10 protein-coding genes are annotated in these 15,244 nt (G+C 59.0%); 5 read left to right on the top strand and 5 right to left on the bottom strand.

Features of this window, described 5'->3' with window-relative positions; all coding sequences use genetic code 11:
• The first annotated feature begins 42 nt into the window (after positions 1-42).
• The 5 genes from clpX to AC3IP0_RS18835 all read left to right on the top strand — a co-directional run bounded on the left by clpX (position 43) and on the right by AC3IP0_RS18835 (position 7,557).
• Positions 43-1,326 carry an ATP-dependent Clp protease ATP-binding subunit ClpX gene (clpX, locus tag AC3IP0_RS18855; protein WP_008048848.1) on the top strand — a complete coding sequence of 428 codons (1,284 nt, stop codon included), beginning with the start codon at positions 43-45 and terminating at the stop codon, positions 1,324-1,326.
• 250 nt (positions 1,327-1,576) lie between these two features.
• Positions 1,577-3,973, top strand: a complete 2,397-nt coding sequence (gene lon / locus AC3IP0_RS18850; protein ID WP_489316547.1) for an endopeptidase La — start codon at positions 1,577-1,579, stop codon at positions 3,971-3,973.
• A gap of 149 nt (positions 3,974-4,122) precedes the next feature.
• Positions 4,123-4,395 carry an HU family DNA-binding protein gene (locus AC3IP0_RS18845; protein ID WP_002552737.1) on the top strand — a complete coding sequence of 91 codons (273 nt, stop codon included), beginning with the start codon at positions 4,123-4,125 and terminating at the stop codon, positions 4,393-4,395.
• Positions 4,396-4,630: 235 nt separating this feature from the next.
• A complete protein-coding gene (locus AC3IP0_RS18840; RefSeq protein WP_489316546.1) occupies positions 4,631-6,502 on the top strand; it encodes a SurA N-terminal domain-containing protein in 1,872 nt (623 codons plus the stop codon).
• 203 nt (positions 6,503-6,705) lie between these two features.
• Entirely contained in the window at positions 6,706-7,557 is an 852-nt protein-coding gene (locus AC3IP0_RS18835; RefSeq protein ID WP_489316545.1) for a DUF2242 domain-containing protein, read from the top strand.
• Positions 7,558-7,889: 332 nt separating this feature from the next.
• On the opposite strand, the gene AC3IP0_RS18830 is transcribed toward AC3IP0_RS18835, so the two are convergent.
• From AC3IP0_RS18830 to AC3IP0_RS18810, 5 genes are all read right to left on the bottom strand, one after another.
• The gene (locus AC3IP0_RS18830; protein ID WP_489316544.1) at positions 7,890-8,930 is read right to left on the bottom strand and encodes an AraC family transcriptional regulator; all 1,041 of its coding nucleotides are present in this window, start codon (positions 8,928-8,930) and stop codon (positions 7,890-7,892) included.
• A gap of 3 nt (positions 8,931-8,933) precedes the next feature.
• On the bottom strand, positions 8,934-10,064 hold the full coding sequence (locus tag AC3IP0_RS18825) for a nitrilase-related carbon-nitrogen hydrolase (RefSeq protein ID WP_489316543.1): 1,131 nt from the start codon (positions 10,062-10,064) through the stop codon (positions 8,934-8,936).
• A 223-nt stretch (positions 10,065-10,287) separates the two neighbouring features.
• On the bottom strand, positions 10,288-11,616 hold the full coding sequence (locus AC3IP0_RS18820; protein ID WP_489316542.1) for a TolC family outer membrane protein: 1,329 nt from the start codon (positions 11,614-11,616) through the stop codon (positions 10,288-10,290).
• 1 nt (position 11,617) lies between these two features.
• A complete protein-coding gene (locus AC3IP0_RS18815) occupies positions 11,618-12,958 on the bottom strand; it encodes an HlyD family type I secretion periplasmic adaptor subunit (protein WP_489316541.1) in 1,341 nt (446 codons plus the stop codon).
• Between the two features lie 6 nt (positions 12,959-12,964).
• On the bottom strand, positions 12,965-14,701 hold the full coding sequence (locus AC3IP0_RS18810) for a type I secretion system permease/ATPase (RefSeq protein ID WP_489325617.1): 1,737 nt from the start codon (positions 14,699-14,701) through the stop codon (positions 12,965-12,967).
• Positions 14,702-15,244 lie beyond the last annotated feature (543 nt).

The following is a 15,244-nucleotide window of genomic DNA, read 5'->3' as shown; positions in this document are numbered from 1 at the left end:
CTTCATCTTGTGTTGCAAGCCTATCGGATTTGGATCGAACGAATGACTGACACCCGCAACGGCGAGGACAACGGCAAGCTGCTCTATTGCTCCTTCTGTGGCAAAAGCCAGCATGAAGTACGCAAATTGATTGCCGGCCCCTCGGTCTTTATCTGCGACGAGTGCGTCGACCTGTGCAACGACATCATCCGCGAGGAGGTGCAGGAAGCACAGGCCGAAAGCAGCGCGCATAAATTGCCTTCGCCTAAAGAAATCAGCGGCATCCTTGATCAGTATGTGATTGGTCAGGAGCGTGCGAAAAAGGTTCTGGCCGTAGCGGTGTACAACCACTACAAACGCCTGAACCAGCGTGACAAAAAGAATGACGACGTCGAACTCGGCAAGAGCAACATCCTGCTGATCGGCCCGACAGGCTCGGGTAAGACCCTGCTTGCCGAAACACTGGCCCGCTTGCTGAACGTTCCGTTCACCATCGCCGACGCAACCACCCTCACCGAGGCGGGTTACGTGGGTGAAGATGTCGAGAACATCATTCAGAAGCTGTTGCAGAAGTGCGATTACGATGTGGAAAAAGCCCAGATGGGCATTGTCTACATCGATGAAATCGACAAGATTTCGCGCAAGTCTGACAACCCGTCGATCACCCGGGACGTTTCCGGTGAAGGCGTGCAGCAGGCCCTGCTCAAGTTGATCGAAGGCACGGTCGCTTCCGTTCCACCACAAGGTGGTCGCAAGCATCCGCAGCAGGAATTCCTGCAGGTCGACACCCGTAACATCCTGTTCATCTGCGGTGGCGCGTTCTCTGGTCTTGAGAAGGTCATTCAAAACCGTTCCACCAAGGGTGGCATCGGTTTCAACGCAGAAGTGCGCAGCAAGGAAGAAGGCAAGAAAGTCGGTGAGTCCCTGCGTGAAGTCGAGCCTGACGATCTGGTCAAGTTCGGTCTGATCCCGGAATTCGTCGGTCGTCTGCCGGTACTTGCCACGCTGGACGAGCTTGACGAGGCTGCGTTGATGCAGATCCTCACCGAGCCGAAAAATGCCCTGACCAAGCAGTATGCCAAGCTGTTCGAGATGGAAGGCGTGGATCTGGAATTCCGGACCGACGCTCTGAAATCGGTCGCCAAGCGTGCCCTGGAGCGTAAAACCGGTGCCCGTGGCCTGCGTTCGATTCTCGAAGGTGTATTGCTCGACACTATGTATGAAATCCCCTCGCAATCCGAGGTGAGCAAAGTAGTGATCGATGAAAGCGTGATAGAAGGCAAGTCCAAGCCACTGTATATCTACGAGAACAGTGAGCCGACCGCCAAGGCCGCGCCAGACGCTTAAGCGTCACGCAGCTTGAATAAAGAAGGGGCCTTCGGGCCCCTTTGCTATTTCGGGACCTGGCCTGCAGGCGTTGGCTTGCCAGAGATGGCGGTCCTCGAAGACGTATCCGGCCGATCCCGGCAGCTTTCGTAAGCTGCAATCTTTCAAGTGGTTCTTTTATCCGCTTGTTTTTTTCCAAGGCAGCCCCCATCTTGGTTTCAAGCTTACTTCCATCTGTTTACGGCCTTACGGCCGCCGTAGAGGCGAAATCATGAAGACAACCATCGAATTGCCTCTCCTGCCATTGCGTGATGTCGTGGTTTATCCGCACATGGTTATCCCGCTGTTCGTGGGGCGCGAGAAATCCATCGAAGCCCTCGAGGCTGCGATGACGGGTGACAAGCAGATTCTTCTGCTGGCCCAGAGAAACCCGGCTGACGACGATCCCGGTGAAGATGCCCTGTACCGCGTTGGTACGATTGCCACTGTTCTGCAGCTGCTGAAGCTGCCTGACGGAACGGTCAAGGTTCTGGTCGAAGGTGAGCAGCGGGGCGCCGTTGAGCGCTTCAGCGAAGTGGATGGCCACTGCCGTGCCGAAGTCTCCCTGATCGACGAAGTTGAAGCACCAGAGCGCGAGTCGGAAGTATTCGTTCGCAGCCTGCTGTCTCAGTTCGAGCAATATGTGCAGTTGGGCAAGAAAGTCCCGGCTGAAGTCCTGTCGTCGCTCAACAGCATCGATGAGCCAGGCCGCCTGGTGGACACCATGGCCGCGCACATGGCCCTGAAGATCGAGCAGAAGCAGGAAATCCTCGAAATCATCGATTTGTCGGCCCGGGTCGAGCACGTTCTGGCGTTGCTGGATGCCGAGATCGATCTGCTGCAAGTCGAAAAGCGCATTCGCGGCCGCGTCAAGAAACAAATGGAGCGCAGTCAGCGCGAGTACTACCTGAATGAGCAGATGAAGGCCATTCAGAAAGAGCTCGGCGACAGCGACGAAGGTCACAACGAAGTCGAAGAGCTGAAAAAGCGTATCGATGCCGCCGGCCTGCCGAAAGACGCGCTGGCCAAGGCGACGGCCGAGCTGAACAAGCTCAAGCAGATGTCGCCGATGTCCGCGGAAGCGACCGTGGTGCGTTCGTACATCGACTGGCTGGTTCAAGTGCCGTGGAAGGCCCAGAGCAAGGTGCGCCTGGACCTGGCGCGTGCAGAAGACATTCTGGATGCCGACCACTATGGTCTGGAGGAGGTCAAGGAACGCATCCTCGAATACCTCGCCGTGCAAAAACGCGTGAAAAAAATCCGTGGTCCGGTGTTGTGCCTGGTCGGTCCTCCCGGGGTGGGTAAAACGTCCCTGGCGGAGTCGATTGCTCACGCCACCAACCGCAAATTCGTGCGCATGGCCCTCGGTGGTGTGCGTGACGAGGCGGAAATTCGTGGTCATCGCCGTACCTACATCGGTTCGATGCCAGGAAGATTGATTCAAAAGATGACAAAAGTGGGTGTCCGCAACCCGCTGTTCCTGCTCGATGAAATCGACAAGATGGGCAGCGACATGCGTGGCGACCCGGCATCGGCGTTGCTGGAAGTGCTCGATCCCGAGCAGAACCACAACTTCAACGATCACTATCTGGAAGTCGACTACGACCTGTCCGATGTGATGTTCCTGTGCACCTCTAACTCGATGAACATCCCGCCGGCGTTGCTGGACCGGATGGAAGTGATCCGTCTGCCGGGCTACACCGAAGACGAGAAGATCAACATCGCCGTCAAATACCTTTCGCCAAAGCAGATTACGGCCAACGGCCTGAAAAAAGGCGAGCTGGAGTTTGACGCAGACGCGATCCGCGACATCATCCGCTACTACACCCGTGAAGCCGGTGTGCGTGGGCTGGAGCGCCAGATTGCCAAGGTCTGCCGCAAGGCGGTCAAGGAGCATGCGCTGGAAAAACGCTTCTCGGTGAAGGTCACCGCAGACATGCTGGAACACTTCCTGGGCGTGCGTAAATTCCGCTATGGCCTGGCCGAGCAGCAGGATCAGATCGGACAGGTGACCGGGCTGGCGTGGACTCAAGTGGGCGGCGAATTGCTGACCATCGAAGCCGCTGTCGTGCCGGGTAAAGGCCAGTTGATCAAGACCGGTTCCCTGGGTGACGTGATGGTCGAATCGATCACCGCGGCCCTGACCGTTGTGCGCAGCCGCGCGAAGAGCCTGGGGATTCCCCTGGACTTCCACGAGAAGCGTGACACTCACATCCACATGCCGGAAGGGGCAACGCCGAAAGACGGTCCTAGCGCCGGTGTAGGCATGTGCACGGCGCTGGTGTCGGCATTGACCGGCATTCCGGTGCGCGCGGATGTGGCCATGACCGGTGAAATTACCTTGCGTGGTCAGGTGCTGGCGATTGGTGGTTTGAAGGAAAAACTGCTCGCTGCTCACCGTGGCGGAATCAAGACCGTGATCATTCCTGAAGAGAATGTGCGCGATCTCAAAGAGATTCCGGACAATATCAAGCAGGATCTACAGATTAAACCGGTTAAATGGATTGACGAGGTCCTGCAAATTGCGCTGCAATACGCGCCGGAGCCCTTGCCGGATGTGGCTCCGGAGATAGTCGCGAAGGATGAGAAACGCGACGCAGATTCTAAGGAAAGAATTAGCACGCATTAGTACGTATTTGCCTGGGGGGCTTTCTTGACAGCTTTTTAGAGCCCTTGTTATAAAGCGGCTCTTAAGTGTCTGTAGGCCATTCAGCACTCGTTTTTGCTTTCACCAAAAAAACTTAGAATCATACTCAAATAGATATAAGGGGACTTAGAGTGAACAAGTCGGAACTGATTGATGCTATCGCTGCATCCGCTGATATCCCGAAAGCTGCTGCTGGCCGTGCGCTGGACGCTGTAATCGAATCCGTCACTGGCGCTCTCAAGGCTGGCGACTCTGTTGTTCTGGTTGGTTTCGGTACCTTCTCCGTAACTGATCGCCCAGCTCGCATTGGTCGTAACCCACAGACCGGTAAGACGCTGGAAATCGCAGCAGCCAAAAAACCAGGTTTCAAAGCCGGTAAAGCACTGAAAGAAGCTGTCAACTAAGTTCGATTCAGGTTTTTACCCATCCGGGTCGGGGTCATGCCTGACTTGGCAGCGGAGCGGCAGTCCTGACTGCAGGTCGCCGGTTCAAGACACCGAGGGTCGCCAGTTCGAGCCCCTCGATCCGCTCCGCCAGTTACGAGAAGGCGCATCCTCGGATGCGCCTTTCTTCTATCCGGATTCTACCCACGCTCCACGGTTGCCTAATTTTTGAAGTTCAACCGTTTCTGGGGGACGCATGCTGCAGAATATCAGGGACAATTCACAAGGCTGGATTGCCAAGACTATTATCGGGGTCATCGTTGCACTGATGGCTTTGACCGGTTTCGACGCCATTTTTCAGGCCACGACGAACAAGAATGAAGTGGCGAAGGTCAATGGCGAAGAAATCAGCCAGAACGAGCTGAGCCAGGCGGTCGATATGCAACGCCGCCAGCTCATGCAACAGTTGGGTAAGGATTTCGATGCTTCCTTGCTGGATGAAAAAATGCTGCGCGAATCGGCTCTCAAAGGCCTGATCGATCGCAAGCTGTTGCTGCAAGGCGCAGAAAACTCGAAATTCGCTTTTTCCGAAGCGGCTGTGGATCAGGTCCTTCTGCAAACGCCTGATTTTCAGGTGGATGGCAAGTTCAGCTCCGAGCGTTTCGATCAGGTCATTCGTCAACTCGGCTACAGCCGCATGCAATTCCGCCAGCTGATGGCTCAGGAAATGCTGATTGGTCAGCTGCGTGCCGGTCTGGCCGGTAGCGGTTTCGTGACCGATGCACAGGTGCTGGCGTTTGCCCGTCTGGAAAAACAGACCCGCGATTTCGCCTCCCTGAACATCAAGGTCGACCCGGCAGCAGTGAAGTTGACCGACGATGAGGTCAAGGCCTACTACGACGAGCACGCCAAGGAGTTCATGACGCCGGATCAGGTGGTCATCGATTACCTCGAACTGAAGAAGGCTTCCTTCTTCGATCAGGTCAGCGTCAATGACGAAGACTTGCAGGCGGCCTATCAGAAAGAAATCGCGAACCTGTCCGAGCAACGCCAGGCGGCGCACATTCTGATTGAAGTGAACGACAAGACCACCGAGGCGCAAGCCAAGGCGAAGATCGAAGAGATCCAGGCCCGTCTGGCCAAGGGCGAGAAGTTCGAGGCGCTGGCCAAGGAATTCTCCCAGGATCCGGGTTCGGCGAACAACGGCGGTGACCTGGGTTATGCCGGTCCTGGCGTCTACGACCCGGCGTTCGAGAAAGCCCTGTATTCGTTGGCCAAGGACCAGGTTTCCGCGCCGGTTCGCACCGATTTCGGGTTCCATCTGATCAAGCTTCTGGGGGTGGAAGCGCCTGAAGTACCGACATTCGCCAGCCTGAAAGACAAGCTGACCCGCGAATTGAAGACCCAGCAGGTCGAACAGCGTTTTGTCGAGGCGACCAAGCAACTGGAAGACGCCTCGTTCGAAGCCTCCGATCTGGCTCAGCCAGCACAGGACCTGAAACTGACTGTCCACACGTCCAAGCCGTTCGGTCGTGAAGGCGGCGAGGGAGTTGCGGCCAACCGTGCCGTGATCACTGCAGCGTTCAGCCCGGAAGTCCTGGATGAGGGCGCGAACAGCACCGCCATCGAGCTCGATCCGGAAACCGTGGTCGTGTTGCGTGCCAAGGAGCACCTGAAGCCTTCGCAATTGCCGCTGGAAAGTGTCTCTGCCGCGATCCGTGTGCAATTGGCCAAGGAGCACGCCAGTGCCGATGCCAAGACCAAGGCTGAGGCCCTGATTGCTAGCCTGCGCGACGGCAAGACCCCGCTGGATCAGGCGATCGACGGCCAGGCCTGGAAAGTCACCGAAGCGGCGACCCGTGCTCAGGAAGGGGTCGACCCTGCGGTGCTGCAAGCGCTGTTCCGCATGGCGAAGCCTGCGGCCAAGGACAAGCCGACCTTCACCAGCGTGACGCTGACTGATGGCAGCCTGATGATCGTGCGCCTCAATGGCGTGAACGAAGCCGCGGCGCCGACCGAAGAAGAGAAAGCACAGTATCGTCGCTACCTCGCTTCCCGCATCGGCCAGCAAGACTTTGCGGCCTACCGCAAGCAGCTGGAAAGCCAGGCGGAGATCAAGCGTTACTGATGCCTGAACAGGTTTAGCGCTGCACATGAGACCCCGGCCGCAAGGCCGGGGTCTTTTTGTTTTGCCGTACGTCATTTACCGCGGTGACTTTTGCGCAAAACCGGGGTCAATCAGCCTGTAACCGTTTTAAGACACGATCGATGCTCCGCTAAGCATCGATCTGTTGCACAATACGCCCCGAACCGTTTTCCTCAGGATGTTCAATGTTTAAATCACTTCCCATGCGGGTTGTCGGGCTGGCAGCCGTGCTTGCCACTGCGGCCGGTTGTTCATCGAACAAGACCGCCATCTATGAGCATGAGAATTTCGACGACTCCGGTACCTTTTCCCGAAACTACCCGGTCACCGATACCCAGAGCTGCGAAGCCGCCCGTCGCGCCTTGCTCAGCCAGGGTTACATCATCACCAGCAACGATCCGAAGCTGGTCAGCGGTCACAAGAGCTTCCAGCAGACCGGCGAGAATCACATGGAGATCAGCTTCAATGTGGTGTGTACCGATGACGGCAGCGAAGGGCACCGCGCGACCGTGTTCGCCAATGCCCTGCAGGATCGTTATGCGCTGAAGAAGACCAACAACTCCGCCAGTCTCGGTGTGGGTGTGTTGGGCTCGGTGTCGATGCCGATCGGCTCCTCCGATGACTCGATGGTCAAGGTCGCCAGCGAAACCGTATCGTCTGCAAAGTTCTACGAGCGTTTTTTCGCACTGGTCGAGCTGTTCCTGCCGCCGGAAGCGAAAAAGGCTGCGCACATCCCCGAAAAGCCGAAAACCGACCTGGGCATGCCTGAAGCCAAGGCTGCACCGGCTCCTCTGGCGCCAACCCCGACCGCCGCACCGGCCGCAGAGCCAACCTCGGCCGCCCCGGCACCTGCTCCAGTGGAACTGGCTCCAGCGGCCTCTGAACCGGTTGCTCCGCCGCCTGAAGCGGCACCGATTACCCCGGTTCAGAACACAGAGCCGGCACCATTGGCAGAAACCATTACGCCACCGACGAACCCGACGGACATGCCGCCGCCGAGCGAGCCGATTCCGGCGATTCCTGTCTCTGGCCAGTGATCGATCGCGTTACGGGATCGGCCAACGAGTAACGATCCCGTAGCGGGCGCAAAGATTGACCCTCATCAACAAGGTCCGCTGTTCTGCGACCTTGCGCGAAAAAAACCAATGATAAATTCCTGACCAGCTGCTACGTTTTATTCAGTAGCGACAGAGTGTCGTGTCCGCGTCATTTTTCCTTCACGCGGGCACTTTATGCTCAGGGAATTGGTTATTTATTCAGGCGGTTGGGGGATTCAAAAATGGACGATTATCAAGAAGAGCTGCTCGAGTATCAGGCTTTCGAACTGGACCCACTGGAGCCGGCGGAAGACGCTACCGAGTTGTAGGCATCAGGCGGATTGGCGATGACTGCGGCGAAATTCGCCGGGTGTCTGCCCGTTCCAGCGTTTGAATGCGCGTTGAAAGGCTTCGGCTGAGGCAAAGCCCAGCAGGTAGGCGATCTCTCCGAACGCCAGTTCGGTGTCGCGTATGTAAGTCATGGCCAGGTCGCGACGGGTGTCGTTGAGAATCGCACGAAACTGCGTGCCTTCTTCGGCGAGCTTGCGGCGCAAGGTCCAGGTGGGCAGCTTCAGGCGTGCCGCCACCTCTTGCAGGTCGGGCTCCCGGCCACCATTGAGCAAGGGTCCCAGCAGCGCGATGATGCGTTCACGCAGGCTGCGGGTGCGTGTCAGTTGCTCCAGTTCCCGCTCACACAGTTGCAGTAAATGCCGCCAGGTACTCGGGCAATGCTCGGGGTTGCGCTGGGCGAGACTTGCCAGGCTCAAGCGCAGTTGATTGCGTTCGCCGCCAAACTGAATCGGACAGTCACCCAACACGTCATAGGCCGCGCGGTAGCCGGGCTCCTCGAATTCGATCTCGATGCGTTCGGCGCGCAGTGGGGCAGGGCTGACACTGGACAAATGCTGCAACCAGCCAGCGATGATCGAATCCACCACAAAGCGGTTGTAGGCGTTATAGGGGCTGATCGAATAGAAGCGCAGCCAGGCACCCTGGGCGTCTTCGTGAAAGCTTGATTGACCCCGATAATTGGAGCCGTACAAGGCTTCGAATCGAATCAGGCAGCGCGCGGCTTCTCGTACCGTCGGCGCCTGAGCCGCAGTGACGCCGGCAAGGCCGATCTGGCTCAGGCGACTGAGCTGACCCATGCGCAAGCCAAGGGCCGGGTTGTCGGTCAGTTGAATGGCGCTGTGGCCCAGGCGCATGTAGCGCGGTATCGACAGTCGGGCACCCGCTTCGCTCAGGCGCGCGGCATCGAGACCGTATTGATCGAGCAGTGGCTGTGGATCGACGCCATGACTGCGCACGGCATCGGCCAGGCTATGAACAAACCCCACCGACAGATCGCCGAGGCGCATCGGCTGTGGATTCATGGCTTACAACCAGAGGTTCAGCAAGCGCGCACCATGGGCGTTGCCATCGGCAAAGTGCTGGCCGTTGCTGCTGAGGAAACTGCGTCCGGCGCTGCCCTGGTCCCAGAACTGACCCCGCAGGAACACGCTCATGCCAGCGACAGCCTGACTGGTCGGCATCCGGGTCGTGAGGGTCAGGTGCTGCCAGGCCTGGCCTTCACTGACTTCTCCAGGCTTCAAGTTGACCGATGTCGGCGCCGAGGCCCCCCTGTAGCCGCGCCAAGGTTGATCCCAGGTGCCACGGCCGGCAACAAAGGCCGGTACCGCAACCAGCTGTACGCTTTGGTCGTTGAGCTTGAGGTAGTTTTCCGGGTACCAGCTGTCGTGGCCAATCAATACGCCCAACCTTCCTGCGGGGGTATCAACGACGTTGAGCGAGCGCTCGCCGTTGGCCTTGATCCCGTTCTGATCGGCGAAGAACGGGTGCATCTGGCGCTGGGGCTGGCCGATCGGCAGGCCTTCGCTGTTGAACACCACGCTGCTGTTGTACAGCGCGCCGCGGCCGATTTTCAATGTGCCGTCGATGATGCTCGGTTCGGGCAGCACGATGGAGCCCGCCACCAGCGTTACGTGGAATTCCCTGGCCAACCCTCCGAACAAGGCCTGGTAGTCCCTGGCCATTGCCTTGGCTTTCATGCGCAGGTGGGCATCGTCCAGACGGTTGCCGCCCTCGGCGCTGATCAACGCCTTGGCGAACTTCAGGGGATTGCTCACCGCCAGCCAGTTCATGGCCTCCTTGAGGGTGCTGGCCTGATACAGCTCATCCTTCTCGCCGCTGACCATCAGCCAGGTACCGACGTGCTCCGGCAACACGACGACGGTCTTGCCGTTCAGCAAACCCTGGTCCCGGGCTGCTTGCAGATAGGCCGCGAGCTTGCGGTGCAAACGCTCGGGACTTTGATAGTCGGTAGGAAACAGTTCGGGCTGGATGCCCAACAGATTGCCACGGTCCGCAGGCGTGCCCTGGTCGACAGCCAGGCTGATCCGCAGGTCCGAAAGGTAATGACCCGCCGGCCGGTCTGCGGCCCACATCGCGTAGGTCGTGAGGGCGGCGAGCAATGCCATGGAAAATGTCAGGTACAAAAGTTTGCGCATGGGGAAACAGTTTACAGCCTGGAGCTGGGCGTTGCTTTTGATTTGGAGCTGGATCGAGCATAAAAGGAATCAAGGGCTTAGCGGGCAACTGTCAGCGTTGACTGTTTTTTCGCTGGCGGCTGCCTTTCTGCGCTCAGACACGGCAATGAATGGCTGGGTGGGGATCATGGGAGGAGGGGCGCCGGTCAGCCATCATTTTGCGCGACCGGCCGGCAGGTGAGCGTCAGTTGGTGACCAGCAGTTCCGGGCCGAGGTAGTTGTTGATCTGGTCGATATCGTCGTCGCCCAGGCTGCCCACCGAGGAGGCAAGGCGCAGGCGCGACATCAAATAGCGCAACTTGGCATCGAACAGGTCGTGGCGCGCCACGAAGAGCAGCTCTTCGGCATTGAGGACATCCGAGTTGGTGCTGGTGCCGCCTTCCTTGAAGCCCTTGCGTGACGATGCCAGTGAGCGTTCGTTGGACGCTACGGCCTTCTCCAGCGCGCGAATGCGTTTGGCGCCGCTCAGGATGCCTTGATACTCGCGGGTGGTTCCAGTGATGACTTCCTGTCGTGCAGCGTCCAGTTCATCCGTGGCCTTGTCGCTGTTGGCACTGGCCTGGCGTGTCAGCGCGCTGACGCCCCCACCGGCGAATAACGGGATATTGACTTCCAGTCCCACCGAACCGTAGCGGTTGCGTTGATTCAGCTCGGAGAGTGATTGGCTCTCACCCGCGGTGTAGCCGGCAACGAAATCCAGGGTTGGCCAGTGGCCAGCCCTGGCACGGTTCACTTCTTCTTCAGCGAGGTCGCGGCTGTACCGGCGTGCATGGAGCAGCGGGCTATCGACCTGGGCTTTGACCAGCCAGTCCTGCAGGTTGCTTGGTACCAATGGTGGTGTATCGAAACTCGGACGCAAGGTGGTCAGCGATTCGGGGGTTTCACCGATGTATTCCTCGAGCTTGCGGCGCGCGTTGACCAGGTTGTCTTGCGCTTCGATCAATTCGGCTTCGGCGAGGTCGCGGCGAGCGGTCGATTCGTCGACGTCGGTAACGGTGCCGGCCCCCAGTTCCAGGCGCCGTTTCGCCGAGGCGAGTTGTTCGTCGAAGGCGGTGAGCTTGGACTTGGCCAGGGTGATGGTTTCGCTGGCCAGGAGCACATCGAAATAGCTTTCGGCCAGGCGCACTGCGGCGTCCTGGCTCTTGGCATCGAATACCGCGTTACTGTAGTCGGCACGCTGCTGACCCTGGCGGTATTCGGCCATTTTCTGTTTGTTGAACAGCGGTTGGCGCAGGCGCACGTTTGCGCCCTTGGAGTCGTAGTCGAGATCCCTTTCGATGCCACTCTGGCGTTGTGTGCCATTGACCTTGTTGTCGTAGGCCGAGGCGTTGATCTGCGGTAGCAGTCCGGCCGTGCCGATGGCGCGGTTTTCCCCGCCGGCCTCTTTCTCATGCATGGCGGCCTGGTAGATAGGGCCCTGGAACTGCAACAGATCCCAAGCTTGCTTGAGGTCCATTGCGTCGGCCGGCAAGGCCAACCCCATCAGGCAGAAGAGCAGGCAATGACGGTCCATTTCATTGTTCCTTGAATGAGCTGTCCACACGTTCGAGCATTGGTTTAAGAAGATAGCTCAACATATTGCGTTCGCCTGTCTTGATGGTGACGCTGGCGGGCATGCCGGGGCGAATATGATTGGTTCCAAGCAGGCTCATGCCATCGGGGGTGACCTCCACCTGGGCCAGATAGAACGGCTGCTTGCTTTCCTCGTCCATCAGGCGGTCGGCGGAGATGGTCATCACGCGACCGGGGATGTTTGGCGTCTGGGCATGGTTGAAGGCCGGGAAGGAAATGTCCACGGGCAGGCCGGGGACCATCTTGTCGATGGCCTGCACAGGAATCATCGCGTCGACCTGCAAGGGTTCGTTGAGCGGAACGATTTCCATGATCTTGAACCCGGGCTGAATGATCCCGCCGACGGTGGCGATGCTCAAAGCCTGGACCATGCCATCGATCGGCGACCGAATCACCGTGTGGGTCACTTCGTAGTCGAGCGCGCGCAAGCGGTCGGCCAGGGTGGTGTTTTCCTTGGCGGTTTCCGTCAGTTGCGACTCGACTTCCTTCAGGTAATCGTGCTGGCGTTGCAGGATGCGCAGCTTGATTTCGGTGGTCTGGCTACGCACGCGGGCGATGTTGTTGAGGTTCTCGGCCTGGCCGGCGGAGAGGTCGGCATTGCTGCGTTCCAGCTCAAGCAGGCGGTTGCGTGGCACATAGCCTTCGGCCGCCAGCACGCGGGTGCCTTGCAGTTCCTGGTTGAGGAAGCTGATCTGCGAGGCACGGGCGCCATAGACCTGCTGCAGGCCCTTGAGCTGCACGGCCGACGCCGCCAGGTTCTCCTGCAGGATGCTGATTTCGCCAGCGAGACCGGCGCGCCGGGTGTCGAGCAGGCGCTGTTGCAGGTCCATGGCGGCTTCCAGGCGGTAGTCATCCTTGAAGCGCTTGAGCAGTTCAGGGTCGAATTTCACCACGTCGCGGTTGTCACGTTCCGCTTCCAGACGGTTTTCCACCGTCTTGCTGACGATGTACTGGGCGCTGACCGCACCCTGTTCGGCAAGGGCACGCAACGAGTCGAGGCGGACCACCTCCTGGCCTTTTGTCACCAGATCGCCTTCGCGAACGAGAATGGCGTCCACGGTACCGCCGCTCAGGTGCTGCACGGCTTTGCGATTGCTGGTGACCTTGACCGTGCCTGTCGCTACCACGCCGGCATCCAGCGGCGCCAGCCAGGACCACAGGAGGAAGCCGCCGAAGCCGGCAAGCACCAGCCATACGCCCCACCGTGCGGGTTTGCCGACGTCCAGATCTACCACGCTCCTGGAATCGGCTGTAATCATCTCGGTATGTTGGCTCATTTGCATGATCGGTCACTCCCGTGCTTTGACGGAGGCCAGCGGAGTCGACGCGCCTGCAGGGATCACACTGGCCTTGCGCAGCGCTGCGAATACTTCATCGCGCGTGCCGAGCATCTGCACGCCGCCGTCGCGCAGCATCAGCACCTTGTCGACGGCACAGAGTACGTTGGGACGGTGAGAAATCAGAATGACGGTGGCGCCACGGCCCTTGAGCTCGGCCAGGGCATCGACCAAGGCCTTTTCGCCGACGTCGTCGAGGTTGGCGTTCGGCTCGTCCAGCACGATCAGATTGGGCTCGCCATACAACGCGCGGGCCAAGGCGATGCGCTGCTTCTGGCCGCCGGATAGCGGGCTGCCATCGGTGCCCAGGCGGGTGTCATAACCCTGTGGAAAACGCAGGATCATCTCGTGCACGCCAGTGATCTTGGCGGCGCAGATGACCGCTTCGCTGTCCACTTCGCCAAAGCGCGCAATGTTGTCGGCGATGGTGCCCTCGAACAGCTCCACATCCTGTGGCAGGTAGCCGAGCCAGGGGCCAAGTTCGCCCTTGTTCCAGTTGAAAATGTCCGCGCCGTCCAGGCGCACCTTGCCGGCCTGCGCCGGCCAGACGCCAACCAGCAGGCGGGCGAGGGTGGATTTACCCGAGGCGGACGGACCGATAATGCCGAGGCTTTCGCCGGGGACGAGGCTGAAGCTCACCCCGCGCAGAATCGTGTTGTTGGTACCGGGGGCACCGGCATACACATTCTCCACCGCCAGCATGCCCATTGGCCGCTGCAGCGACATGCTCGGTGGCCGGCGCGGAAAGTCTTGCAGCATCTCGTTGAGCCGGCCCCAGGCCGAGCGGCAGCCGAGCAATTGCTTCCACGACGCGATGACCTGTTCCACCGGACCCAGTGCGCGGCCGGTGAGGATCGAACAGGCAATCATCATCCCCGGAGTGATCTTGCCTTCAATTGCCAGCAGCGCACCGGCGCCGAGGATCAGCGACTGCAACGTGATCCGCACGAAACGCCCGGTGCTGCTGATCAAGGCAGCGCGGTCGGAGGCCAGGGTCTGCATTTCCAGAATACGCAAATGGCTTTGGAACCAGCGCTTGCTGATTGACGGCAGCATGCCCATGGCCTCGATGACCTCGGCGTTGCGCAGGTTGTTGTTGGCGTACTGGGAGGAGGAGAGGGCGGCCTGATTGGCTTCGGCCAGCGGCTTCTGCGTCGCCTTTTCAGTGAGCCAGGCCAGGGCCACCAGGATCAGCGAGCCGATCAGCGTGATCAGTCCGAGTATCGGGTGGATCAGATAGGCGACCAGCAGGTAGATCGGCGTCCACGGTGCATCGAAGAAAGCGAACAGGGAGTTGCCGGTGACGAACTGACGAACCTGGGCGAGGTCTTGCAGGGCCTGGGCCGGGTTACCTCCAGCGCGATTCAGGTTGCGCTCGAATGCAGCGGTGAAAATGCGTCGGTTGAGGTCCATGTCGAGGCAGTTGCCCACCCGGATCAGCACGCGGGTGCGGACCATCTCCAGCGTGGACATCAGCAGGAACAGACCCACCACCAGGACCGTCAACATCGCCAGCGTCGTGACGTTGCGACTGACCAGGGCTCGATCGTAGACCTGCAGCATATAAATAGCTGGCGTCAACATCATGACGTTTATGACGCCGCTGAACGCTGCCAGCGAATAAAAACTGCGGCGCAGGCGAAAGAGCGCGTCGGCCAGTTCGGAACGGATGCTCGACTGCTTGGGCATGTTGGTCCTCCCACTGCGAAAAGCCGATTGCCCTTGGGGCGCAACAGCTAACAGTAAATGTAGTCCTGTAAACAGCTTATGGACACGCAGGCTGGTCGCTCTATGGATGGCGAGTCTTCCGAAATCGCTGCGTTGCTCCCTTATGCAGCAGCGTAGGTGGCAGTTAAACAGTCCGAAATAACATTTCGCTCTATACCAGCACACAACTTTCTATATGTCTTTTAAAAACAGTCACTTGGGATTGCTACCACCAGTCGTCTGTTTTAACGACGTAATATTGACAAAGATTTGCTATGGAACTTTAGTCTTAGTTATCGGGGGGCCCGCCCGCCTGAAGCCTGCCAGCGCTTTGGCAGTGCAAGGCGCGGTGATTCTCCTGAGAGGAGCCGAATCATGTCGATCATTTCGTTCTTTTGCAGAGGGAAGGGGCTTTCCAGGACGTTTGCCTTCACTTCCAGATTCCATGGCCCGCCCAGGGCTCGAATCCGCTCTGCCTGATCGCCCGGCGAGCAATTCATATCGCGAATTCCAGGCGCGAATCCC

The sequence above is a fragment of the Pseudomonas sp. GL_103 genome (assembly GCF_057835175.1).
Note: the sequence above shows the minus strand (reverse complement) of the source record. Positions and strands in the feature narration are given on the sequence as shown.

What these genes read in the sequence shown, in the direction of transcription:
- clpX (WP_008048848.1), top strand. Translation starts at nt 43, where the DNA reads ATGACTGACACCCGCAACGGCGAGGACAACGGCAAGCTGCTCTATTGC.
- lon (WP_489316547.1), top strand. Translation starts at nt 1,577, where the DNA reads ATGAAGACAACCATCGAATTGCCTCTCCTGCCATTGCGTGATGTCGTG.
- AC3IP0_RS18840 (WP_489316546.1), top strand. Translation starts at nt 4,631, where the DNA reads ATGCTGCAGAATATCAGGGACAATTCACAAGGCTGGATTGCCAAGACT.
- AC3IP0_RS18835 (WP_489316545.1), top strand. Translation starts at nt 6,706, where the DNA reads ATGTTTAAATCACTTCCCATGCGGGTTGTCGGGCTGGCAGCCGTGCTT.
- AC3IP0_RS18830 (WP_489316544.1), bottom strand. Translation starts at nt 8,930, where the DNA reads ATGAATCCACAGCCGATGCGCCTCGGCGATCTGTCGGTGGGGTTTGTT.
- AC3IP0_RS18825 (WP_489316543.1), bottom strand. Translation starts at nt 10,064, where the DNA reads ATGCGCAAACTTTTGTACCTGACATTTTCCATGGCATTGCTCGCCGCC.
- AC3IP0_RS18820 (WP_489316542.1), bottom strand. Translation starts at nt 11,616, where the DNA reads ATGGACCGTCATTGCCTGCTCTTCTGCCTGATGGGGTTGGCCTTGCCG.
- AC3IP0_RS18815 (WP_489316541.1), bottom strand. Translation starts at nt 12,958, where the DNA reads ATGCAAATGAGCCAACATACCGAGATGATTACAGCCGATTCCAGGAGC.
- AC3IP0_RS18810 (WP_489325617.1), bottom strand. Translation starts at nt 14,701, where the DNA reads ATGCCCAAGCAGTCGAGCATCCGTTCCGAACTGGCCGACGCGCTCTTT.